Genomic DNA, 23,564 nt, shown 5'->3' with positions numbered 1-23,564 from the left:
GCCCGGATCCCGGACCCGTCGTCGGCAGCAGTGTCGGAGCAGCCGCATCCCGCTGCAGACGTAATGCCCCGTCCCATCTCTTATTCAAGAGTCCTCATGGATCAGCCACTTATTGTGAGGCTCGGCGGTATCCGGGCTGTATCTGCCCTCGCCGTGGAGCTCCTCATTATTCTGGGATTTATCCTAATGCTGCCCGTCACCCTCATTGTGGAGGCCATGATCGCAGCCCATCCCACGGTGGAGATCCACGACGAGGCACATGTGCTCCAGGTGGACTCCCTGTCCCAGAGCATTGAACGCCTCACCTTCTCCAAGGACGTGCACGTCGCTGTGCTCACGTTGCCCGGAAAGGACGTGAAGAACCTCAACGACGAGGTCCTCGAGTACGCCCGCGCCAGCAACAGCACTGACGTCCCGTGGATCTCACCAAAGAACCCGCGCTACTGGGCAAACGGCCTGGTCATACTGGCCGTCGCCCCACAGGCGCGGTTTGTGGGATGCTACTTCGGGGAGGACGTCAAGGTCAGTCTGCAGGAGCAGGCGGAGATCCAGAACGTCGCCAAGAACGCGCTGCGTTCCCAGGATTGGGACAAAGGTATTACGCTCATGGCCCAGGAGTCCGCGCAGCGTCTGGGGAGCGGCCGTCAGATCGGCTACGCCATGGGGGCGGCTGTAATGAGCGTCCTGGGACTCGTGTGGCTGGCATTCCTCCTGCACCGCGGCCGTCGGAACCGAAAGCTCGACGCCCGTGCCCGTCGCTCCTACAGCGAGGTCACCCACGACTACGACGCCACTGAGCTCATGGCCCGCACGCTACCCCCCGAGGAGCCTCATAGCGCCCAGGTCCTGGCTCGCTACAACTGGTTCCTCAGGGAGTACGAGAAGGTGACACGTGATTTTGCCGAGCTCGGCGAGCCCCGGGGCGCCCAGTGGTACAGCGACAGGGTCGGTCGCCTGACCGCCAAACTGGCCAGGCGCTCGGCCGTCCTGGACACCCTCGACGACGTCATAGCCAACGCCTCCGCGCTCCTGACCATGTCCTCGAGGTGGGAGGAGGCCTGGCGAACCGAGACCGGCCCGGTCCGGGAGGACCTGGCGTCCCTGCTGACCCTGACCGACAGGGTCGCCGAGGCCGGTGCCCTCGATGTCACACCGGTGCGGGCCTGGGTGCGTGAGCAGTCCCGGTGGCTCGCCCAGATAACCATTGACCTGAGGGAGCGGACCATGTCCCCCTCCCAGGCCCTCAGGGAGCTCGACCGGATGTCCGACCGGATCCGGGCCACCGCGGAGCGGCTTGTGAAGGACGCCCTGGACGCGGACACCTCCCGGTACGCCGAGGCCCGTCGCAGGCGGTACCAGGACCGCCGGTCCTTCGTGAGGCAGAGGCCCTACAACGGCAACTGGTCCCTGGCCGGGATCCAGGGATCCTACGACCCGTGTTCCACTATCCGTCTCAACCCGTCCTCGCCGGGACAGCAGGCGGTTGACTCGGCCAGCCTGGGATCGGTCTTTAACACAGCACCCCTGTCAGATCTTATTGTGGGCTACTCCAACGCCGCGGACTACACCCCCGCCTCCAGCTCCGGTAGCTCCTTTGACGGCTCGGGCAGCTCAAGCTCCTTCAGCTCGGGGTCGAGCTTCTCCGGCTCAGGCTCCTCCTCCAGCTTCTGAGCTGGCGTACTCCCGGTAGACGCCCTCATCCTGGGGCCGGGATCGGGGGTGTGCGCGGCTTCGCACCCGGTTTTGTCGCAATCTGAGGATCAGAGCCGACCCCACCTCGCTCCCGACTTTGTGCACCCAATGTCTGCGCAGGTCATGGGCTTGAGCCTCGGCGCGGTCAGGAGTGCCCACCGTTCTGATCCTCAGATTGCGACACGCGTAAGGATCCGGGCCCGCAGACGAGCGGTAAACCCCTCGGAAAACCGGGTAAATGCCCGGACCTGCGCCAGGAGACACCTCAGGCACACGATTCTCCGCGGCCAGGCCCTGGCTTACGTCACCGGGACCCCAGGACAAGGCCCGAGCCAGTGCCGAGCACGTGTCCTCAGGCCTTGGCCAGGGCCATGTCGCCGGGACGGATCCAGCCCTGGGCCCGCATGAACTCGCTAATGACCAGGGTCAGCAGCGCCGGGGCCAGGAAGTGGAACACCAGGAGGACCCCTAGAAGACTGCCGGGTGATGTCGTCGACGACATGGTCTGCCAGGTCATAATCTGGCCCACCAGGCCCGCTGAACCCATACCGGAGCCGATTGCGTTGCTCTCCAGGTGCAGCACCACCGTGGCCACGGGCCCCAGGACCGCTGAGGCCAGGGTCGGTGGAACCCAGATCAGCGGGTGGCGCACGATATTGGGTACCTGCAGCATGGACGTGCCCAGCCCCTGGGCCAGTAGTCCGCCCCACCGGTTCTCCCGGAAGGAGGCCACCGCAAAACCCACCATCTGGGTGGTGCAGCCGATTGTGGACGCCCCTGCGGCCACGCCGGACAGGCCCAGGATCACCCCCAGGGCGGCCGAGGAGATCGGCAGGGTCAGGACCATCCCCATGATAACGGCGACAATGACCCCCATGAGCAGGGGCTGGCGTTCGGTGCCCCAGTTGACCAGGTCGCCCAGCGCCATCATGCCCTCGCTAATGGGCGGCCCCACCAGCAGGCCCACTGCCCCGCCGACGGCGACGCAGGCCAGGGGCGTGACCAGGATGTCCACCGGGGTGCGTCCGGAGACCGCGCGTCCGACCTCCACCGCCGTGTAGGCGGCCAGGAAGGCCCCCAGCGGCTCACCGGGGCCGCGTAGGACCAGGGCGGTGCCGACGCCGTCGGTCACGAGCGTGGTCCCGGTCAGGAGGCCGGAGGCCAGGGCCCCGACCTGCCCGGCCACGGCCGCGGAGACGACGACAAAGGTGTCCGCCCCCAGGCGCCGGGCCGTGCCCAGGCCGATGCCCGCACCGGTCACCGAGGTCGCCACCCGCCCCAGGAGGGTCAGGCTGGTACCTGCTGCCCCGGGCAGGAGACCGCCGACCTGCGTGAGGATAGTGCCGATAATGAGGGTCCCGAACAGGCCGTGGGCCATGCCGGTCAGGCCCTCGATAAAGAGGCGGTGCGCCCAGGAGCGCAGGTAGGTGATAGCAGGGTGGGCACCCTGTGGTGGGGTTGGACGGGTGGGCCCCTGGGGCGGGTCGGCGGCGCCAGGGTGGCCGGAACCTGCTGAGGTCTTGGCCGGGACCGGGTCGGCGGTGGGTAGGGGTGCTGAAGGGGTGCTCATACGCGGCTCCTGCTCTTCTACTGTCATGACAGATGTCAAGACAGTAGGAGTCTACGACCTTCTGGTCCTCACCCCGGTGTGAGTGTGTTCACGCTTCTGGCTGGATTGGGTGCGCTGCCGAGCCTGTGCGTGCTCGCGCTCCTGCCGGGGCGCGCCGGTCAGGGCGGATCTCGGGCGCGCCCGGCCCTACTCCGGCTCCCGGGTGAGGCCCAGGGCCTCCAGGCGGGCGACGGCGTCGTCCAGGATCTCCTCGCTGGGGGCCTCCAGGGTGTGCGTGTGCCAGCCGTTGGTGAGCTCGGCCAGGGTGGAGGAGACGGGCAGGCGCCCCAGGAAGGCCCGGACGTCCTCAGGGGTGCGCAGGTGGAGGTCCACGGTGATCTGCCCGTAGAGGCGGTGCTCGATGGAGGTGTCCAGCAGCCAGGCCCCGGCGCCGATAACGGCGGTGACCTCCGCCTCGATCTGGGCGCGGGTGTGCTGGACGAACACGGTGCGACGCGGCAGCGTGGCCGGGCGGGCCAGGAGGTAGCCGCGGCTGGTGGCCAGGACGGGGGTGCCGGAGGAGCGCAGGAGGGCGACGTCGCCCACAATGACCTGGCGGGAGACGCCCAGCTCCTCGCCCAGGGTGGTGGCGGACACCGGCGTCGTGGTCCCGCTCAGGCGTTCCACAATGCGGTGGCGGCGGGTGGGTGCGTCCATACTGTCTCCTGGGCGTCTCCTCGCGGGCGGACCGGGGCGGTGGTGCCAGCCGTGCGCCGGGGGAGTGCGGATCCCCTCGCGCCGCGGGCTGGGTGCCGACCGTAGCACGGGTGGCGACACGCCGGGGAGAGGCGGCCGCGGGGAGCGGTTTTGCGACCTGTGTCCCCAGGGTGTGGATTCATGGGGGCGACGGCGGGGCCGGAGCCTGTGGCTAACGGCGGACGGCTCGTGCCGACCCTTTGGGGGGAGCGTCGTTCCGCGGGAGCCTCATCATCCGCACCAGGCGCCCGCCCGGCCGCCGGCAGGCCGGTGCGGGTGCGTTGTCCACCGGTTCTCCACAGGTTCTCCAAGTGTGTCCACAGGAAGGGGGGCTACTGTACACAGGGCTTGGCCTAACACATCATCTAGGGGTGGTGGCGGCCTCGCACCACTAGGGGTAGTGTTTAGTCCCGTACGGGAGGCCCGCCCTCCCGCCGACCACATCCGTACCGCACCCCCCGGTGGACCCCCTGGCGGGGCACGGGCCGGACGGCACCGACGACTCCCAGGAAGGGTCCAGCATGGCGATCACTGTCTACTCCAAGCCCAACTGCGTTCAGTGCAACGCTACCTACCGGGCTCTGGACAAGGCTGGCCTGTCCTACCAGACCGTGGACATCTCCCTCGACGTCGAGGCCCTGGAGCAGGTCAAGGCCCTGGGCTACGTCCAGGCGCCGGTGGTCATGGCCGGTGGTGAGCACTGGTCCGGTTACCGCCCCGACAAGATCAAGGGCCTCGTCCTGGCCGCCCAGGAGCTGGCCGTCGCCGTCTGAGGGGCGGCGGTGGACGACTCGGTCAGCCAGCCGCTCCTGGTCTACTTCTCCTCCACCTCGGAGAACACGCACCGGTTCGTGGGCAGGCTCGGCTACCCCACGGCGCGCATCCCCCTGCGGCGTACCGAGGCGCCGCTGCGGGTGGACCGCGAGTACGTGCTCGTGGTCCCCACCTACGGTGGCGGCGCCGTCAAGGGGGCCGTGCCCAAGCAGGTCATCACCTTTCTCAACGACCCTCACAACCGGTCGCTGTGCCGGGGCGTCATCGCCTCGGGAAACACTAACTTCGGCAAGGCCTACGGTATTGCCGGTGACATTATCGCCAGTAAGGTGGGGGTACCCTTCCTGTACCGCTACGAGCTGCTGGGGACGCCCTCCGACGTCGAGCGCGTCAAGCAAGGATTGGACAAGTTTTGGCAGACACTCTGACGGACACCGGCCTGGAGCCGGTGCCCTCCCCCGAGCTGGACTACCACGCCCTCAACGCCAGGCTGAACCTCTACGACGCCAATGGGCTCATCCAGTTCGACGCCGACCACGAGGCCGCCCGCCAGTACTTCCTCCAGCACGTCAACCAGAACACCGTCTTCTTCCATGACCTGGAGGAGAAGCTGGAGTACCTGGTGGAGGAGGGGTACTACGAGGCCCGTGTCCTGGACCGGTACAACCCGGAGTTCGTCAAGAGGCTGTTCAAGGCGGCGTACGCCCACAGGTTCCGGTTCGAGACATTCCTGGGGGCCTTCAAGTACTACACCTCCTACACGCTCAAGACATTTGACGGCAAACGCTACCTGGAACGGTTCGAGGACCGCGTCGCCATGGTGGCTCTCACGCTGGCCGACGGCGACGAGCAGCTGGCACTCGACCTGGTCGAGGAGATGATGACCGGGCGATTCCAGCCAGCCACGCCCACCTTCCTCAACGAGGGCAAGGCCCAGCGCGGGGAGCCCGTCTCCTGCTTCCTGGTGCGTATCGAGGACAATATGGAGTCGATCGCCCGCGGCATTAACTCCGCCCTCCAGCTGTCCAAGCGCGGCGGCGGCGTGGCCCTGCTGCTGAGCAACCTGCGTGAGATGGGCGCCCCCATTAAGCGCATCGAGAACCAGTCCAGTGGCGTCGTCCCGGTCATGAAGCTGCTGGAGGACTCCTTCTCCTACGCCAACCAGCTGGGGGCCAGGCAGGGCGCGGGGGCCGTGTACCTCCACGCCCACCACCCCGACATTATGCGGTTCCTGGACACCAAGCGCGAGAACGCCGACGAGAAGATCCGCATTAAGACGCTCTCCCTGGGCGTGGTCATCCCCGACATCACCTTCGAGCTGGCCCGCAACAACGAGGACATGTACCTGTTCAGCCCCTACGACGTCGAGCGCGTCTACGGGCTCCCGTTCGCCGACGTCAACGTCACGGAGAAGTACCGTGAGATGGTCGACGACGGGCGGATCAAGAAGAAGAAGGTCAACGCCCGGCTCTTCTTCCAGACCCTGGCCGAGATCCAGTTCGAGTCGGGATACCCCTACGTCATGTTCGAGGACACGGTCAACCGCGCCAACCCGATCGCGGGCAAGGTGGTCATGTCCAACCTGTGCTCGGAGATCCTGCAGGTATCCGAGCCCAGCGTGCTGAGAGAGGACCTGTCCTTTGAGCACGTGGGCAAGGACATCGCCTGCAACCTGGGGAGCCTCAACATTGCCAAGGCATTTGACTCCCCGGACTTCGCCCGCACGGTGCGCACCGCGGTGCGCGGCCTGACGGCGGTGAGCGACCAGACGCACCTGCCCAGCGTCCCCTCCATCGACCGCGGCAACCGCGAGTCCCACGCGATCGGCCTGGGGCAGATGAACCTGCACGGCTTCCTAGCGCGTGAGCGCATCCACTACGGCAGCGCCGAGGCCCTGGACTTTACCAACGTCTACTTCGCCTCCGTGCTGTACGCGGCACTGAGCGCCTCCAACGAGCTGGCTACGGAGCGCGGGGAGAGCTTTGTGGGATTTGAGGACTCCGCCTACGCCAGCGGCGAGTTCTTTGAGAAGTACGTGACCCAGGACTTCGTGCCGGTCACGCAGAGGGTCAAGGAGCTCTTTGAGCGCTCATCCGTCCACGTGGCCACCCGCGAGGACTGGGCCGCGCTGGCCGAGCGGGTCAGGCGGGGCGGCCTGTACAACCGCAACCTCCAGGCGGTGCCACCCACCGGTTCCATCTCCTACATCAACAACTCGACGTCCTCCATCCACCCGATCGTGGCCAAGATCGAGATCCGCAAGGAGGGGAAGATCGGGCGCGTCTACTACCCGGCGCCTTTCATGACGAACGACAACCTGGAGTACTACCAGGACGCCTACGAGATCGGGCCCGAGAAGATTATCGACACCTACGCCGCGGCCACCCAGCACGTGGACCAGGGGCTGAGCCTGACGCTCTTCTTCCCGGACACCGCCACCACGCGGGACGTCAACCGGGCCCAGATCTACGCCTGGCGCAAGGGGATCAAGACCCTGTACTACATCCGCCTGCGTCAGGCCGCCCTGACCGGCACCGAGGTCCAGGGCTGCGTGAGCTGCATGCTGTGAGCCGGTCCCGGCAGCACCCCGGGGGCGGTGGCCAGCAGGCCCTCCCCGGGCCAGCCGTACGCCCGGGCGCTCACTCGGCCAGCAGGTAGGCGCGGTTGCGGCTGGTGGGCGGTGCCGTGGCGACGACCAGGCCCTCACCGACCAGCTCACGCAGGAGCGGCCGCAGGGCACTGAGGGACCTGCCGGTCCGCTCGGCAATGACCTGGATACTGACGGCCTCACGGGAGTCAAGGACGGACAGGACCTCCCACATGGCCCCGGTGCTCGCAATGCGGTGCTTCAGGTTGGCCAGCACGTAGGGCCCGTCGTTCATGCCCACCAGCAGGCCTTCCTCGACGATCCTCCCCAGGAGGTCGCGGATATCGTCGGAGTCCATGCCGAGGTTGCGGCGTACGTCTACCACCCGCACCCTGCCGTCACGGCGGGCGAGCGCCAGGACGGACTCCGCCCGTGCGTCCCGTGGCGCGCCGGGGAGGGAGTCGAGCCACGCTCGCACCTGGGGGTCAAGCAGGCCGAAGCGGGACAGCCTGACCACCACCCGGTCAATCGTCGTCGCCTCGTAGTCAGGTGCGGGAAGACCCTGCTGGCGCATGGCGCTGATCATGCGCGGGACACCCGTGCCGGCGGCCTCGGCGACCATGCCCGTGCCGTGAGGACGCGGGATGCTGCGCAGGAGGTTCGCCAGGACCTTGTTGCGGGAGACGGGAACCCCCTCATCCAGGTTGCCCACGGTCCTGCCCCCGTAGAGCCCGCCCGGGTTCCCTACCTCGACCCGGTCCTGGTAGACGTCCACCGATACCGTCTGCCCCTCGGCCTGCGCGGAGTAGTCCCGGTGCATGACCGCATTGGTAATAGCCTCCCGCAGGACGTCCTCAGGTACCTCCAGCACGTCCTCGGCCAGTGTCCCCCGGACGACTCGGCGCCGACGCAGGTTGCGGGCCACCGCGGCGACGGCGTCGTCCACCATGAGTGGCACGGGTCCGTCACAGGCCTGGCGGTCGATAAAGCGCACGCTGTCCTCCTGGGACTTGGTGGTGCCGGGGTGCACGCACACGTCCACGACGAGACGGGGGAACTCCTGCTGCGGGTAGGCTGCCAGGGTCACGTATCCGGCGAAGGTGGGGACGCCGTCGCGCGTGAGGATATTGAGCCGTTGAAGGGCTGCGACCTGGTTGCCCTCGTCAATACCGTCGAGGACGTGCGACCTGCTGGTGCGCAGCTCGGCCAGGAGACGGTCCACGCTCCGGGGGTCAAGATCCTCAAGAGCGGCGCCTGTGACGGGGGCGCGGTCCGTGGTGTCCTCGACCCGGCGGCTCATGAGCGCGTACACCTCGTAGGACGACAGGCGGATGTCGTGACAGCCTCACTCTACACAGTGAGGCCCTCACTTTATACAGTGACAGCCTCACTGTGTAGAGTGAGGAGCCTGTTCTATAGAGTGAGGTCGTCGTCTTGTGCACTGAGGAGGCGATCTCACCCACTGACGGGCTGGCTCGGCCAGTGAGGCAGTGCGTGCGGTGAGGCTGACGGCTGCGGCGTGAGGGCGTGCGCAGTGGGCGTCGACCAGCACCGTACGCGGGACCGCCCGGCGTAGGACCGAGTACGGGGCTGCCCCGCGTACGGCGAGTACCTGCGGGTGTCAACCGGAGCGTCCGGGTACCTGACGGTCCCGCGCGGTGAGCGTTTGCGGCAGGCTCCTGCTGGGTATGCCCACGCAGGGTGACGGCCCCGCGCGGTGAGCGTTTGCGCCACGGCGGGTGGTGATGGAGGTGACGCGACCGACGGTCCTGCGCGCGGTGAGCGTTTGCCGACCGGTTCGAGCCAGGCTACCGTGAGCGGGCTAGGACCTACAGCCCAAAGGACTCCCATGCGTATTACTTCCCTGTCCGCCCTGCCCGTCGCCGTCCTGCTGGTGGCCTCCCTGACCGCCTGCTCCGGTGGCTCCCAGGGCACCGACGCCGAAGCCAGCGGCTCCTCGGCGTCCACGACTGCGGACCCGTCCGCCTCAGCCGAGGCGGATGCCACGACGTCGGCCGATGCGTCCGCCTCTACCGGGGCATCGGCTGCCACCAGCTCAGATCCCACCTCCGCCGGAGGGAGCGCGAGCGGGACGCTGGAGGGCAAGCTGACGTTCACGGCCCCGTCCGGGTTCACGCTCGACAACCAGTACTCGGACTCCCTGGAGTTCCTGAGCGCGGACAGGAACCAGCGCATTGTGGTCGGCTTCTCGACGGCCCCCGGCGGCGCCACGGCCGAGGACATTGCCAAGCAGGCCACCGCCAGCAACGTCTCCGACTCGAGCGGAACGCCCGCTGCCGTCACCGCCGACGGCACCGTTGACCTGGGCGGGCACAAGGCCGATGTCTTCACCACGTGCGGGACGAAGGACAAGGAATCGGTGTGCGCACGCATAGCGATCGCCACCGAGGGCAGCACCATGACCGCCCTCATGTGGACCACCAGGGTCCGCGACGGCGGCCAGGCCGCCCCCGTGTCCGCTGACGAGTTCAAGGCTGCCGCGGCTGGCCTGAAGGGGTAAGGGCGCCCACGGGGTAAGGGCGCCCAAGGCGCTGCTCCCGGCGTGGGCCGCCGACGTGCCCGTCACGTTCGCCCGTGGCCACCGCCTTCCGCGCTGCTCCCGGCGTGGGCTGCCGATGTCCCTCACCGCACCGTTGTGAGGGTGTCGCGAGGACCCGACCTGGCGCCCCGGCTACCCCGCCCAGATCCCATACCTCACCGGTGGTCGCGAGGACTCGGCACTTCAAACATACCTTAACGCGCACACTAGACCCTGCCGGTGGTCGTGGGGAGGACCTATGGTCCCGCCCACCGGTTCCGCGGAGCAGGCCAGCCTGGTGGTGGTTGCGAGGGCCTGTCGTTGGGCTATCAATGAACGCTACCTTAAGGAGGTGAACGCCGTTTTGAGGAGATAGACGCTGTCTCGGAACTGTGAACACTCTATCGGAGAGGTGAACGCCATCTAGGGAATATGAACGCCGCCTAGGTGTGCGTTTATCTCCTCAAAATGGCGTTCACCTGTCTAAAGTAGCGTTCACTCGCCCAAGATGGCGTTCACCTCCCTGAGATGGCGTTTTACAGGGGTGGTCAGCGGTCTCAGGCGGCGGCCAGCGACCCCAGGCAGGGGTGGGTGGTCTGGGTGTGGTTGTCGGGTTCCTGTGCGGGGTGCGCCCGGCGGTGCGGGGTGCGCCTGGCGGTCCGCACAGCGCGGACTGCCGAGCACGTCATCGGACGACCCCGGAAGCCACACCCAAGCGCCCACCCCACACAGCACGCCCCACCGGACACCCCACCCCGACAGACCCCGGTCTCCTAGGCCGCTCCCGGCACACGACCCAGGACAGCTCCACTCCGCCCCGAGACACCTCCAACAGCCCAGGCACCCCCCGCAGCCGCCTTCTAGGTCTTCTGGGAAGGTGAGAGCAACTGCCGACAAAGGCCTCTTTAGGACGGGGACTTGGTGGAGGCCACGCAGCCGTTGGGGGCGATGAGGGACTCGCCTGCCGCCAGGACCCGCATGGCGTCGTCGCTCAGGATCGACGAGTTGTACTCACTGCCCAGGACCACCGAGATCGTCGTGTCAGTGGGGTCAGCCGTCGCGTCGATCTGGACGGTGACATTGCCGGTGAAGGCGCGGGCCATGGTGTAGGCGTTGACCAGCCCGGCGTTGGAGGCGGTAATGAGGATGTCGCCGTCGTAGGAGCCCTGAGGCCAGTTCGTGGTGTTGGCCACGGTCACCCCGGCGGACGAGAGCGTCTTGGCGACGTCACCGGCCAGGCCGGCGGTCTCGCTGCCGTTGTAGACGTTGGCGGTAATGCTGGAGAGCTCCACGCTCACCGCGCCGCTGGGCGGGCAGACCGGGGGCGTCGCGGGGTCCTTGGGCGTGGCGCTGGAGAAGCCCGGCTCGTAGAGGACCGGGACGACGCCGGACCACATGCCCATGGCCAGGACCGCCACCAGGGCCATGCCAGCCAGGAGGGATCCGATGACAATGGTCTGGCGGCGCTGCATACGACGGCGGTAGGCAACTCGAGGGTCCACGGGGGTGCTCACACCTCCACAGTAGTGTCTTGGCCTACGGTCTGAAACACTTTCGGGACGGGACGCGGCGGGTGTCGGGCACAGGGCGCGCGTCACAGGTACGGGGATGCCGGTAGCGGGGGGTGCGCCGTCGGCGACGTACCTTCGTTACGGGAGACGTACTGTAAAGGTACGTCTTCCGTCACTCGGGCACGTCTCCTATGACTAAGGTACGTCCGAGGCGCGGGGAGCAGCCGGTGCGGCCATGGCTAGCGTACGTTCCCGGCGGCAGGCGGGAAGGCGGCGGCCTGCGCCAGGCGGGGCCGGCTCCCTCGCTGCACCCACCAGCCCCGGCCGGGGCGCAGGCGCTCGGGGCGCACCCCCGGTAGGCTGCCCTCCCCGCGCTCCCCGTCCATGAGGAAGCTGGTGGCGCCGCCGTCGCGCAGGGCCTGGAGGACCTGGTCGTAGACGGCCTGCGTCCCCGCCGCCGGGCGGCTCACCACCACGCTGAGCCGCAGCTCGCGCGAGGAGGGCAGGTAGGTTGCCAACGGTCCCAGGGGCCCGCGCCCCCCGGAGGCGACGGCGTCGTAGTCATCGACCACGAGCACGATCTGCGGCCCGGCGACCGGCCGCCCCTGCCCCAGGGCGCCAGCCCGCCGCTCCAGCTCGGAGGCGATCGAGGAGGACAGCGCGACCGCCGTCGTCTCGGAGGTGGCGTGCCCCCCCAGGTACTCCTCCGGGCAGGCGGACACTACGCTATGGCTTACGTCATAGAGGGCGATGACGAGCTCGTCGGGCCGACGGCGCTCCACCAGCCCCCTGACCACGCCCCGCAGCACCGTGGACTTCCCGCACCCGGCGTCCCCGAGCACCAGCAGGTGGGGGTCGCGGTGGCCCAGGTCCAGGAGCACCTCCTCCAGGGTGTCCTGGAACAAGCCCAGGGGAAGGCGGTCGGGCTGGGCAAGGGGGCCGGACAGGCTCGTGGGGTCGATGACGTCGGGCAGGACCCGCACCGGGGCGGGGCGGGGTCCCTTCCAGGAGGCGGCCATCTCCGAGGCGAGGGCCTCCAGGGCGTCACCCACGTCCCCGCCCGCGGCGCCAATGCCGCCCGCGCCGCCCGCAGCGCCAACGACACCGGGCCCGCCGCTGGCGCCTCCGGGCCCGCCTCCCGCGGCGTCGGCCCGCGTGCCCCCGGTCCCCACGGACTCCACCGGCAGGGACACCTGGGCGAACAGCTGGTCGGGCAGCAGCGCCCGGCCCGGCGTGCCCGCCCTCAGGGTCGCCGACAGCCTCCCGGAGACCGCCGAGTCGGCCGGGTCGGTCAGGCGCAGCTCCAGCCACGTCCCCACCAGGGGGTGCTGGGAGACGCGCAGCTCGTTGCTGCGTGTCATGGTCGCCACCACGTGGACCCCCAGGCCCCCGCCCCGGCGCAGCAGCTCGTCGAGCGGCCCCTCCAGCTCCTCGAAGTCCGCCCTCAGCCGCCCGACGCCGTCGACCAGGAGCACAATGTCGGCGCTGGCCAGCTCGGGTATCCGCCCGGCGGCGTGCTCGGAGCGCAGCATCTCCAGGGAGTCAATGTGGTGGCGGGCGAAGGCGCGCTCACGGGCATCGAGCGTGCCCACCACCTCGTCCATGACCCGCCGCATCCGGCCGCGGTCTCCCCGGGTGGCCACCCCGCCCACGTTGGGCAGGGTGCTCAGGCGCGCCAGGGACCCCCCGGTGGCGTCCAGGCCGTAGAAGGCCAGGCGGGCGGGGCTGGTGGTCAGCGCCGCCGAGGTCGCCAGCGTCCACAGCAGGGTGGTGCGCCCGCTGCGGGGGGCGCCCACCACCGCCACGTGCCCGCCCCCGACGCCCAGGTCCAGCAGCCACGGCTCCTGACGGTGACGGGTGGGGTCGTCGCTCAGGCCAATGGGGACGGTAGGCCGCAACCCCGCCGCCCACGGGGCCCCCGCCGTCTCCGGGGCCCGCACGACGCCGTCGGAGCGCACCAGCGGCGCGCCGTAGACCTGGGGCAGGCACAGGCGGCGCGGTAACGGGGGCAGCCACACGGGCGCCACCGCCGTCCCCCGTCCCCGCAGCCGGCGCACCACCGTGTCCACCACGCTCACCCGGGCGCCCCGGCCCCGCCGGGCGGGTGCGGTGCCGATGGGCCCGGGCGTGGCGGACAGGCCGTTGTAGGCGCCCAGCAGCGCGGGCCCGCAGCGGCTGGCCTCCGCGGGCTGGGGCAGATCTTCCTCCAGGTTCCCCACGGGGCCCGAGACGTAGCCGGAGCGGAACCGGGTGTACACCGAGGTGTCGACCTTCAGGTAGCCGAACCCGGGGGCGGCGGGCAGGTGGAAGGCGTCGTCCGTGCCCAGGACGGCGCGGGACTCGGCCTCGGTGAAGGTCCGCAGGCAGATCCGGTAGGACAGGTAGGCCTCCAGCCCCCGCAGCCGGTCGGCCTCGAACCTCTGGGAGGACAGCAGCAGGTGGACCCCCACGGAGCGGCCGATCCGCCCGATCGCCAGCAGGAGGTCCACGAAGTCGGGGTTGACGGCCACCAGGTCGCTGAACTCGTCAATGACGATCAGCAGGTGGGGCATGGGGGGCATGCCCGCCTCCTCCGCCCTCAGCCTGCGGTAGCGGGTGATGTCCGGGCAGTTCCCGGCGTCGCGCAGCTGCTCCTGACGGCGGATCACCTCCCCCACGATCGCGGCCCGGGCCCGCTCCACCAGGGCCGCGTCCTTGCCCAGGTTGTCAATGAGCCCCGCCACGTGGGGCAGGGAGGCGAAGGGCGCGAAGGTGGCCCCGCCCTTGTAGTCCATGAGGACCATGGACAGGTCCTCCGGGGGGTGGGTGGCGGCCAGCGCCGTCACCAGGGTACGCAGCATCTCGGACTTGCCCGAGCCGGTGGCCCCCACGCACAGGCCGTGGGGACCCACCCCCAGCTGCGCGGACTCCTTGAGGTCCAGGTAGACCGGGGCCCCGGAGTCGTCACTGCCCACGGGGACCCGCAGGAAGTCCCGCAGGGGGCGGGGCGCCCAGCTGGTAGCGGTGTCAATGCCGCCGGGGTCGCCGACCTCCAGCAGGTCGCCGACGGCGGCCTCCTGCCCGCCCGGACCCTGCCCGTCCCCCGAGGTACCCAGCCAGAAGGGGGCGAGCGCCCGGGCCACGCCCTCGGCCAGGGCGGGGCCCGTCCGGTCGGGACGGCACAGCGCCTTGACGGGGCAGCAGGCCCGCCCCGGCCCGCCGCCGCCCCGGGGCCGCAGGTCCTCAATGAGGACGTCGCCGTCCGCGCGCACCGTCAGGCGCACCCCCAGGCCCGGGGGCTCGTGGCGCCGGTCGGTCACCAGGTGGATGACGGTGGCGCCCACGTCGGCCGGGGTCAGCGTGGCCTCGGGCAGGGGAAGGGGCAGGGCGTCACCGTGGTCCTCGCTGACCACTACCAGGCGCGGTCCGGGGAAGGCCGGCTGGCCGGGCAGCCGGGTGCGGCAGACCGTGGTGGTCTCGGCCGCCTCCCGCAGCTCGGCGCCCAGCAGCCCGGCCAGCTCCCTCACCGAGGGGGCCACCCGGCGTCGGAAGACCGGGCCGTCCAGCTCGGTGCGCATCCTGAGGTGGGGCAGGCGCGACACGCAGTCCCAGGCCTGCTCCCGCTCCTGGGGGAAGACCAGGGCCAGGTGGAGATCCTCGGGGGCGTGGAGGACCGCCGCCTGGGTGACAAGGGCCCGTGCTAGTGCCGTGGTCGCCTCCCGCGGCCCCACCACCGCCACCTCCCCGGCGCAGTCGAGGTCCAGGGTGGCGGGCAGGTCCGGCTGGAGGGCGTGGCGGCCGGCCAGGACCTGCGCCTCGAGGACGAGCATGGGGTCCAGCTCGGCGGGCAGGGTCCGGGGCATGGACACCAGGGGGTTGGCGGCCTCCGCGGTACCCACGCGGACCTGCAGGAAGTCGGGGTCGTGGCGGCGTCGCTCCCAGCGGCGGGCCCGGGAGGTGGCCCACACGGCCAGGGCGGTGGGCTCGGGGTGAGTCGCGAAGGCCTGGCGCCGCAGCTCCCGGCCGACCTCGCTGGCCTGGTGGTCGATCTCGTCGAGGGCCTCCAGGTAGCGTTCGCGGCGGTTGTGGCGCTCCTGGCCCTGCCCGGCCCGGCGGGAGAGCTGGGCGGCCAGCACCCCCAGCACCGTCAGGGCCATGACGAAGGCCCCCAGCAGCGCGAACACCGGCTTGGAACGCAGCACGGTCATCATGACCAGGGCGCTGGCGGCCCCCACCAGGAGGACGAGCATCTGGAAGGGGACGCTCTGACGGGTGCCGGTCTCCCTCAGGGGCGGAGGGGGCGGGATCTCCAGGGGCGGCGGCGCGCTCACCGGGAGAGTCGTCCGGCCCGGGCGGGTCACGGTGCGGATCATAGGGCCTCCCGGTACGGGGTGGTCCTGCTCCCCGGTGCCGGGACGGCCGGGTCCCGGTGGGTGACCCGGCGGGCGCAGGAGGCCACGACGTCGGCGGCCAGGTGGGTCATGTCGCGCGCCGCCCGCGGCCCCACCAGCCCCGGGGGCGTCGTGCGTCCCGTGGCCGCGCCCTCCAGGCGCCTGTCGAAGGCGATCATGTGCTCCCCGGGCGCCAGCGGCGGGACGAGCGGGTTCGCGGTGGTGGCCACCACCACGTGGAGGACGTGGGCGGGGCAGGGGGTGCCCGCCAGCCCGGAGCGCAGGCCGTCGGCACGCTGCCGCCCGCGCTCGACGTCCTCGCGGCGCGCGGGGCAGACCAGCACCACGACGTCGTGGACCAGGGCCATGGCCCCTAGCGTGGCCAGGGGGAGGGGGTCGGTCTCGGTCAGGACGAGGTCGAAGAAGCGGGCCAGGGCGCGCCGGGCGCCGGTCCACTGCGCCGTCGCGGTCTCGGTGCCGTTCAGCGGCGGCAGGCGCAGGCAGGACATGAGGCCGTCGGGGCCGGTGCCGGCCAGCTCGCGCGCCTGGGCGGTGGTGCTCACGCGGGGTACGCCCTGGGGCCAGGTGTCCGGGTCCCCGGGCGGGTCGTCGTCCGGGTCCGGCACCCGGGGCGTACCGGCGGCTCCCGAGCCTGGCGGGGGCCAGGTGCGCGAGCCCCTCACCCGGTCGGCGGCGCTGCGGGGCCCTGAGGAGCCTGAGAGCAGGAGCGCTGGCAGCCCCCGGGCACGTGAGATGATCGCCGTCAGCTGGAGCGCCAGGGTGGTGGCCCCGCAGCCCCGCCCCAGGGGGGCCACCAGGACCCGGCACGGCAGGGGCAGGGGGGTGCGTAGTGCGACGGCGTCCTGCTGGGCCTCTCGCCGTCCCCGGGCCGCACCGGTCAGCAGGATGCTGGCCAGGCTGGGGTGCTCGGAGGCCTTGGACGTGGCAATGAGGCCGCTCATGAGAACAGGCCCAGGAGGTAGGTGAAGACCCCTGCCAGGCCGCACAGCAGCGGGACGGTGGCCACCATGGTCAGGGACTCCAGGAGGTCGCACCCCTGGCCCAGGCGGATCCGTACCCGCGCCGTCGGCCGGTAGAGGGCCGAGAGGGCCAGGAGCACCACGAGCCCCGCCAGCACGAGCACGCGGGTGGTCAGGGCGGGGACGGCAGAGAGCAGCAGCAGGAGGGGCGCCATGGCGCACATCCACATGGTGGCGACCTCGACGCGCAGGGGGAAGGCGCGGCTGCGCAGCAGCAGCAGGGCCGCCAGCGTCCCCGCCAGGGCGCGGGCCCAGGTGCTCGGCAGGCAGGCCAGGTCGGAGGCGGCCCAGGCGATGGCGACCGTCAGGAGCACGCAGGCGACCATCATGGAGTCGTGGGCGGCCACCAGGCTGCGCTGGACCCGTTCGCGCCGGGGCCGGGTGCCCGCCAGGACGTCGTGGTCCAGGCGGGACAGCCCCGACAGGAGCAGGGCCATCCAGGGCAGCGCCCCGAGCAGGGCGGCCGCCGTCACCCCGAACACCCCGCGGGCCAGCATATTGCCGGGGGCCAGGGCGGAGGCCGCGATCCACAGGACCTCCAGGCCCAGCCCGAGCGCGCCCCCGGCGGCCCACCCGGGACGCCCGCGGCCGAGGGCGTAGACGGCCCCGGCGGCCAGGAGCGCCCCGAGCACGGTCCTGGCGTCCCGGGGCTCGGCCCCCGGGCTGGCGCACTTCCAGGCCAGGGGCAGCAGCCACCCCAGGCCGCTCCACGACAGCAGGGTGGCGAACCCCTGGGCGCGCCGTCCCAGCGCCCGGTGGGCCCCGGCCCCCAGGGCCACCGCCGCCAGGCCCGGCAGGACCAGGACCAGGGTGCTCCAGGACTCGCTCAGTCGCTCGACGCACATCCAGGCCGTGGCGGCGGTCAGGACGGCGGTGACCAGGCTGTAGCAGGTGATCCGGTCGGCCTCAGTGCGCCACCCCGGGTGGGACTCCGAGGCGTCGGCCAGGGCGTTGCTGATGTCCGTCACCTCGGTGGGCGGGGGCACGTCGTCGTCGGCGACCACGCGGATCACCTCGCCGTCCAGGACGTCCTGGGTCTCCAGGTCCTGCTCCAGGTCGATGACGTCCCCGTCCCAGCGGACCAGGGACAGGGGGCCGCCGGTCGGCTCGGTGTCCGCCCCCAGGAGGTGCAGGAGCCCAGGGAGGAAGGTGCCGACGGCCTCGTCGGAGGGCAGGACGGCCTCGGCGCGGGAGCTGGGGGTGACCATGGTCACGCGCGTGTAGTGGATCATCGCTTCTCCTTGGGGGCCGCGGCCGGTGCCGGGGAGGTGGAGGCGCGGGGCGTAGGGGCGCCTGAGGCGGTGCCTGGGGCCGTGGGCAGGGCGGAGGCGGCCGCGGTGGGGGGTGCCTCCGCCGCGGGCTGGGCCGGGGCGTCGGGTGCCTCCGCCTCGGGCGCCTCCGCGGCGGCCGTCTCGGCGGTGCCCGGGTGCTGGGGCGGCGGGTCCAGGTCCGCGGCCATGAAGGAGTAGCCCACGCAGGCCGCGCTCAGCCCGGCGGCGGCGACCAGGGAGGCGACCAGGAGCGGCAGGGAGCGCCTGACCGGTACCGGCTGGTGGCCGTACTGGAGCGCCTGCATGAGCCGCCTGGTGTGGAGACGGGCGGAGTCCAGGACGGCGGAGTCGTTCTCATGCGGCACGGCGGGCTCCCGGTGCGGGGGCGTGGCGGGGGCGCCGGGAGCCCGTGAGGGCGCGCGGGGTGCTGGCGGCAGGGCAGGCGCCGTCGGCCCGCCCGTGGCGCAGGGGGTAGGTGGGCACGCCTCACTCCTCGGTCAGGGAGAGCTGGTAGCCGCCCAGGGAGATGACGCTGGGCAGGGGCGTGGCTACGGGCTGGTGGGCGGTGCAGGGGTAGGTCCTGCCGTCGCGCATGCGGATGGTGGTGCCCTTGGCTGAGCCGAGGTCGGTGACCACGAGCAGGTGGTTGTGGATATTGAGCATCGCGTGCTCCTTGGAGGCCGACTCGCTGGTGTCGGGCACGGTGAGCAGCGCGGTGTCCGCGCCCCCGGAGCGTCGCCGTAGCGCCCGGCCCAGGATCGTGGGGCGCGTGATGACCGCCTGCCAGCCGTTGTCGTCGACCATGCGGATCCTCCACTCGGCAGGCGTGGGGGCTGGCGGCATGACGGGCTCGGCGGGCTCGGGGGTGGCGGCGTGACGGGCTGGCGACTGGGCGCGCGAGCGCGAGCGCGACGCGGGTGGCTGGGCGTGCCGGTTGGCGGCGGGCGACGTCGGGGCGGGTAGCGACGTCAGGGTGGACTGCGGGTCCTGGCGTGGCAGCGAGGCCGTCGAGGGGGACAGGCCCGCCCGGCGGGTGGCCGGTGACGACAGCGAGGGGGCTGGGGCGTTCGGTGACATCGTGGGTGAGGGGGTCCGGGTCGTGGGCGACGCCGGGAGCGGGGAGGGCGACGTGGGTGTGGGCAGGGCCAGCGGCTCCATCCGTACGGAGGTCGCGGCGGGGTCCTCCCGGGGCGGGCGGCGCAGCGTGTCCACGTCCGCGGTAGCACGTGCGCGCGGACCGGCCTCGGACAGGAGGGCGCGGGTGGAGCGCCGGGGGACGGAGGGCGAGGACGTCGCCGGGGAGGAGGGCGACGCCGGGGCCGCGCTGGGCGGCGCCGACGCGGCCGGTGGCGGGGGCGAGCTCGGCGGGGGCGGTGCCACCGGCGAGGGCGTGATGGCCGCCCCGGTGACCACCAGGGGGGGCAGGGAGGTGGCGGAGTCGTCGGCAGGGGCCGGTACGGGCAGGGACGTGATGGTCACCTGGACCGGGGCCGGAGGAGGTGCCGGGGCGGGCCGCGGGGCACCGCGGGCGGGTGCCGTGGGGCCCGCTGGCGGCGCCGACGTCCGGGACGTGCTGGGCATGACCGAGGTCCGGGACGTGCCGGGCATGACCGAGGTCCGGGTGGGTATGGTCGCGGGGCTCGTAGGTGCTCCGGGACGTTTGGTCGCCGAGCCCGAGGGCATGACCGAGACCCGGGTGGGGGCGGAGGCGCGGACGAGGGTCACCGGGGGGTGGGACGAGGAGGTGCTGGCCGGTGCGGCCGGGGTGGTCGTGGTCGGCGTGGCCGGGGAGCCAGCAGGTGATGCCGGGGAGTCCCCCGACGCCGGTGCGCCGGTGGGCGAGGCCGGGGAGGCCGGTGCCGTCGGGGAGGGCGCACGGCCTGCCCCGGTGCCCGCCAGCTCGCTCGGAGGCGGTGCGGGGGCGTGGCCGGGCTGGGCCGGGCTTATGACACCGGGGCGCACGGCGGTGTCGGAGTCGGAGGAGGGGCGGATGGCGGTGTCGGAGGATGGACGTGTGGCGGGGCCCGAGAAGGGGCGGATGGCGGTGTCGGAGGAGGGACGTGTGGCGGGGCCCGAGAAGGGACGGATGGCGGTGTCGGAGGAGAGGCGCGCGCCAGGACCCGGGGAGGGTGCGGGGGCCTCAGGGGGCAGCGGCGCGGAGGACGCCGACAGGGGGGTGGAGGCTACCTCGGGGGTGGGTGCGGCCGGGGGCTGGGAGACCGCTTGCGGGCTGGTCGTGTGGCCCAGCGTCGCCAGTGTCCCGCGAACCGGATCCGGCCCCGGGCGGGTGCTCAGGGTGATGGCGTGGGCGCTCTGGCCGCCGCGCAGGGGGGTGATGAGCGCCTCGTAGGTCCCGGTCGGCAGGCCCGCCGACCGGTCCACCGTGCGCAGTCCCAGGATCGCCCCTCCCGCCGCCCGTCCGTGCAGCATGTGGGCGTAGCCGGTCATGACGACCGTGACCACCGTGCAGAGCACCAGCGCCAGGCGCACGACGGCGGGTCCGGGCAGGACGTAGGCCAGGACGCCGGGAGCGGCCAGGAGGACGACGTCGATGACGACACTGGCGACCACCCGGCGGGGGTCTGCCTGCGAGCACACCGTGAGCACGGGGGTCTGGGCGCCGACGGCTGCTGAGCTCACCGTCTCCTCCTCTCCGTAGCCAGTGCAGCATGTTTGTCACTCCACTCTAACGGGAGGATGCCCCTGTGCGGGAGGTGTAGCTCGGGAAGGAGACCGACAAGGCGTTCGGACCACCGGCTTCTTCCTCATTTTTGATTATCACATATTGTGTTTACAGTTTTTTAACATGTGACAAATAAGTGTGTGGAGCGTCATTGTCGGCCCTGTGTGCCCGCTGGGCAGGACGCCTCCGACCCGCGTGCCGGGCAGCGGGCGGCCGTCCAGCGCGCCCGACCCGGGGCAGGCCCAGCCGGGTCCGCACCGACCCGGGCCAGCGGCCGACCGCCCGACCGGGGGCAGGCGGCTGGGACGCGCCCGGTGGACCGCTGCGCGCCCTGCCGCCAGGTAGGTGACGGCAAGAACCTCGGGCACCACCATTCCCCTAGCCCTAAGAACAGCGTCCTGGTACGTCAGGGGACTTGTCGGAATAGCCTGGCAATACCCTGGGAGTAATAGGTGTCTCCTCTCGCTCAGAGACGGCCTAAGACCCGGATGCCGTCGATCCGGCCTCTTCCGCTCCTTCCAGGAAAGGGCACGTAGGAGCAGGATCTCAACCTGTCATCTTAGGCACACCGTGGTGGCCTCGTGCCCGTCCACCTCCGCGCAGCCCCTCTGACGTGCGCGTCTGGTCGCCTGTGCGTCCGTCCTGGCCCGGAACACGCCGCGACTCTCCGCCGTCGTAGATCTCGCAATTGTCACGGTCGCCCTCGTAGCATGGCCGTACTGATCCTCAACCCCACCCAGAGATTCTGGGAGACAGGAAGTGAAGCACAATGAGTGCCCAGTGGTCCTTTGAGGCGAAGATGCAGGCAGTTGACAGCCTTCAGAACGGCCTGGCTCAGTGGATGCGCTCGGTGGACGCCTCCGAGGTCGTCATCGAGGTCGAGGCGTTGGGAGGCCGGGCGAGCGTCCGCTCCCACGCTCAGTGCGAGCGGGGCTCTACCGAGGAGAACACCGTCCCGGGCCCCCTGGTCCAGGAGGCCGCCCACCTGCGCGCCGTCATGGCCCGCCCCGGCGGGGGGGCCTGGACGTGGGCGAGGCTGGGCATGAGCGCCCCCGACTACCGTCTCGTCTCCGACTTCGACTACAACCGTTTCCCCCAGTTCTCCGACCCCGTCACGCACAAGGACTGCGCTACCGAGCTGGAGTTCTTCCCCCGCGACCCCAGCGCCACGCCTGAGTGGATGAGCGCATGAGCACGCCCCCGGCCTCCGGGCGGCCCGTCTCCCAGGACGACGGCGTCAACGCGCCCGGTTCCTCAGGGACCGCAGGGCCTGGGTGGCCGGGGGCTGCTGCCCCTGGTGGGGTCGATGGGACCGCTGGCCCCGGCGTGGACCCCGACCTGGTGCCGGGGATCCTCCTGAACGACCCCGGTGGGGGAGACGACCCCTATATGGCTGCGCTACGGGCCTGTCCCAGCGCCCCCGCCGAGCCCGCCTCCCGTCCGGGCACCAGGTCACCGGCCACCCGCCACCCGGCACGTGGCGCCCTAAGGGCCCGACAGTACACCCCCCGCTACCCGCGGCAGCCCCGCCTGGGTGAGGCCTGGCGGTGGGGGTGGGCCGCCCTCGTCTCCTCTCCCGTCGTTATGGCCGGCCTGGTGACCTGGGTCCTGGCCGCCCTGGGCGTCCTGACCTGGATAGTGGTCTACCTGCCGGTCACGCGCTCGCAGGTGGCCGTCTACGCCTGCGCCGGTGAGCTGGTCCTCATGGTCTCCCTGGGGGTAATAGGACTGACCAACGCGGCACGTGTCCTGGCTGCGGGGCGGGTGCTGCGCTACCGGGACTTCTTCCTCGTACCCGGCCAGGCCCGCGCGGTCCTGGCGGTCATAGTGTGCACCGTGGTAATGGAGATCGCCAACCGGGTCCCCTACATCTTTATCACGTCCTTTGTGATCGCCTACTTCCTGTGCTTCACGGTCCCGGTCGTCCTGTGCGAGGAGGTCGGCCCTCTCGAGGCCATTGCGCGCTCCTGCGTGCTGGCCACGGAGAACGTGGGGACCGTCCTACCCGTGCTGATTGTGGGCTACCTCATGATACTGGTGGGTATTGTGACGCTCCTGGGGTGGATCGTCCTCGTGCCCGTGGAGATCCTCATGGTCATGTTCACCTACCTGCGTCTGACCGGGCAGGACGTCGCCCGCATTGTCTGAGGCGGCCGTCGGGCTTTCCTACGCGACGCCGTCGGACCCCGAGGAGCGGCGCCGCCGGACCCTGTGGAAGACGGCCGCCCGGTCCCGTGCCCTGCTGTCCCGTGACGTCCTGCCGGGTGCCCGGACCGGGCGGGTGGGCTCGGTCGGAGCAGGCGGGGCGGGTGGAGGCGGCGCGCAGGTCTGCTGGCCCGTGGCGTCAAGGTCCAGTACCCGGGCGTGGATGGCGGTGCGCCCCTGGAGGGCGGCGCGCAGGGCGCGGTGCAGGCCTGTCTCCAGGTAGAGGGAGCCGCGCCAGGAGACCACGTGCGCGAACAGGTCCCCGAAGAAGGTGGAGTCGTCGTCCAGGAGGTCACGTAGGTCCAGGGTGGAGCGCGTGGTGACGAGCTGGTCCAGCCTGACCTGCCGCGGTGGTATCGCGGACCAGTCACGCTGTTCCATCTCCTGGTGGCTGGGGTAGGGGGCGCAGTCGCCCACAGCCTTGAAAATCACAGGGTCATGCTATCGGGCGAGCGGCCCGCATCCGGGGACCGCACAGGACGCGCCGAGACGCGGTACAGGAGCCGCCTGCCCCTGAAAAAAAGGCGGGGCGCGTCCCCGTGAGAAGACGGCGCGTCCCCGCCGTCGCGCGGGACGGCGGGGACGGG

17 protein-coding genes and 1 pseudogene are annotated in these 23,564 nt (G+C 71.2%); 7 read left to right on the top strand and 11 right to left on the bottom strand.

Annotated elements, in window-relative coordinates; translation table 11 throughout:
* Positions 1 to 96: 96 nt before the first annotated feature.
* The gene (locus JJJ15_RS06615; protein WP_200510219.1) at positions 97 to 1,671 is read left to right on the top strand and encodes a DUF5129 domain-containing protein; all 1,575 of its coding nucleotides are present in this window, start codon (positions 97 to 99) and stop codon (positions 1,669 to 1,671) included.
* 373 nt (positions 1,672 to 2,044) lie between these two features.
* Here the strand turns inward: JJJ15_RS06615 and JJJ15_RS06610 are convergent, their stop codons facing one another.
* On the bottom strand, positions 2,045 to 3,262 hold the full coding sequence (locus JJJ15_RS06610; RefSeq protein WP_200510218.1) for a PTS sugar transporter subunit IIC: 1,218 nt from the start codon (positions 3,260 to 3,262) through the stop codon (positions 2,045 to 2,047).
* A gap of 186 nt (positions 3,263 to 3,448) precedes the next feature.
* On the bottom strand, positions 3,449 to 3,958 hold the full coding sequence (locus tag JJJ15_RS06605; protein WP_106109980.1) for a transcription repressor NadR: 510 nt from the start codon (positions 3,956 to 3,958) through the stop codon (positions 3,449 to 3,451).
* A 560-nt stretch (positions 3,959 to 4,518) separates the two neighbouring features.
* On the opposite strand from JJJ15_RS06605, the gene nrdH reads away from it, so the two are divergent.
* Genes nrdH through nrdE form a run of 3 tightly spaced genes read left to right on the top strand, consistent with a single transcriptional unit; the run spans position 4,519 to position 7,340 of the window.
* Entirely contained in the window at positions 4,519 to 4,770 is a 252-nt protein-coding gene (nrdH, locus tag JJJ15_RS06600) for a glutaredoxin-like protein NrdH (RefSeq protein WP_106109979.1), read from the top strand.
* 9 nt (positions 4,771 to 4,779) lie between these two features.
* Entirely contained in the window at positions 4,780 to 5,199 is a 420-nt protein-coding gene (nrdI, locus tag JJJ15_RS06595; protein ID WP_200510217.1) for a class Ib ribonucleoside-diphosphate reductase assembly flavoprotein NrdI, read from the top strand.
* Positions 5,184 to 7,340 carry a class 1b ribonucleoside-diphosphate reductase subunit alpha gene (gene nrdE / locus JJJ15_RS06590; protein WP_200510216.1) on the top strand — a complete coding sequence of 719 codons (2,157 nt, stop codon included), beginning with the start codon at positions 5,184 to 5,186 and terminating at the stop codon, positions 7,338 to 7,340. Before nrdI ends, nrdE begins: the two co-directional genes overlap by 16 nt.
* A 70-nt stretch (positions 7,341 to 7,410) precedes the next feature.
* Here the strand turns inward: nrdE and JJJ15_RS06585 are convergent, their stop codons facing one another.
* Positions 7,411 to 8,658, bottom strand: a complete 1,248-nt coding sequence (locus JJJ15_RS06585) for an ATP-binding protein (protein ID WP_106109977.1) — start codon at positions 8,656 to 8,658, stop codon at positions 7,411 to 7,413.
* Positions 8,659 to 9,207: 549 nt separating this feature from the next.
* On the opposite strand from JJJ15_RS06585, the gene JJJ15_RS06580 reads away from it, so the two are divergent.
* Entirely contained in the window at positions 9,208 to 9,879 is a 672-nt protein-coding gene (locus tag JJJ15_RS06580) for a hypothetical protein (protein WP_106109976.1), read from the top strand.
* A gap of 923 nt (positions 9,880 to 10,802) precedes the next feature.
* Here JJJ15_RS06580 and JJJ15_RS06575 read toward each other — a convergent pair.
* The 7 genes from JJJ15_RS06575 to JJJ15_RS13450 form a co-directional block, all read right to left on the bottom strand.
* Positions 10,803 to 11,411, bottom strand: coding sequence for a LytR C-terminal domain-containing protein (locus JJJ15_RS06575; protein ID WP_246741942.1), 609 nt, complete (start codon positions 11,409 to 11,411; stop codon positions 10,803 to 10,805).
* Positions 11,412 to 11,647: 236 nt separating this feature from the next.
* Positions 11,648 to 15,760, bottom strand: coding sequence for a type VII secretion protein EccCa (gene eccCa / locus JJJ15_RS06570; RefSeq protein ID WP_246741941.1), 4,113 nt, complete (start codon positions 15,758 to 15,760; stop codon positions 11,648 to 11,650).
* Positions 15,757 to 16,740 carry a hypothetical protein gene (locus JJJ15_RS06565; protein WP_200510215.1) on the bottom strand — a complete coding sequence of 328 codons (984 nt, stop codon included), beginning with the start codon at positions 16,738 to 16,740 and terminating at the stop codon, positions 15,757 to 15,759. Before JJJ15_RS06565 ends, eccCa begins: the two co-directional genes overlap by 4 nt.
* The gene (locus tag JJJ15_RS06560) at positions 16,737 to 18,050 is read right to left on the bottom strand and encodes an EsaB/YukD family protein (protein WP_200510214.1); all 1,314 of its coding nucleotides are present in this window, start codon (positions 18,048 to 18,050) and stop codon (positions 16,737 to 16,739) included. Before JJJ15_RS06560 ends, JJJ15_RS06565 begins: the two co-directional genes overlap by 4 nt.
* The gene (locus JJJ15_RS06555) at positions 18,047 to 18,454 is read right to left on the bottom strand and encodes a hypothetical protein (RefSeq protein ID WP_165271620.1); all 408 of its coding nucleotides are present in this window, start codon (positions 18,452 to 18,454) and stop codon (positions 18,047 to 18,049) included. The genes JJJ15_RS06560 and JJJ15_RS06555 overlap by 4 nt, the downstream gene beginning before the upstream one ends.
* Complete coding sequence (locus JJJ15_RS13455) at positions 18,444 to 18,572, bottom strand: hypothetical protein (RefSeq protein ID WP_281433038.1); 129 nt, start codon at positions 18,570 to 18,572, stop codon at positions 18,444 to 18,446. The genes JJJ15_RS06555 and JJJ15_RS13455 overlap by 11 nt, the downstream gene beginning before the upstream one ends.
* A 3-nt stretch (positions 18,573 to 18,575) precedes the next feature.
* Complete coding sequence (locus JJJ15_RS13450; RefSeq protein ID WP_200511846.1) at positions 18,576 to 20,729, bottom strand: hypothetical protein; 2,154 nt, start codon at positions 20,727 to 20,729, stop codon at positions 18,576 to 18,578.
* 842 nt (positions 20,730 to 21,571) lie between these two features.
* Here JJJ15_RS13450 and JJJ15_RS06545 point away from each other — a divergent pair.
* Entirely contained in the window at positions 21,572 to 21,964 is a 393-nt protein-coding gene (locus JJJ15_RS06545) for a hypothetical protein (RefSeq protein WP_106110776.1), read from the top strand.
* Complete coding sequence (locus JJJ15_RS06540; RefSeq protein ID WP_200511845.1) at positions 21,961 to 22,920, top strand: hypothetical protein; 960 nt, start codon at positions 21,961 to 21,963, stop codon at positions 22,918 to 22,920. Before JJJ15_RS06545 ends, JJJ15_RS06540 begins: the two co-directional genes overlap by 4 nt.
* A gap of 195 nt (positions 22,921 to 23,115) precedes the next feature.
* Here the strand turns inward: JJJ15_RS06540 and JJJ15_RS06535 are convergent.
* Positions 23,116 to 23,409: pseudogene (locus JJJ15_RS06535) on the bottom strand (type II toxin-antitoxin system VapB family antitoxin); the annotation flags it as partial.
* Positions 23,410 to 23,564: the final 155 nt, after the last annotated feature.

It is taken from the genome of Actinomyces sp. HMT897, assembly GCF_016626125.1.
Lineage (GTDB): Bacteria > Actinomycetota > Actinomycetes > Actinomycetales > Actinomycetaceae > Actinomyces.
Note: the sequence above shows the minus strand (reverse complement) of the source record. Positions and strands in the feature narration are given on the sequence as shown.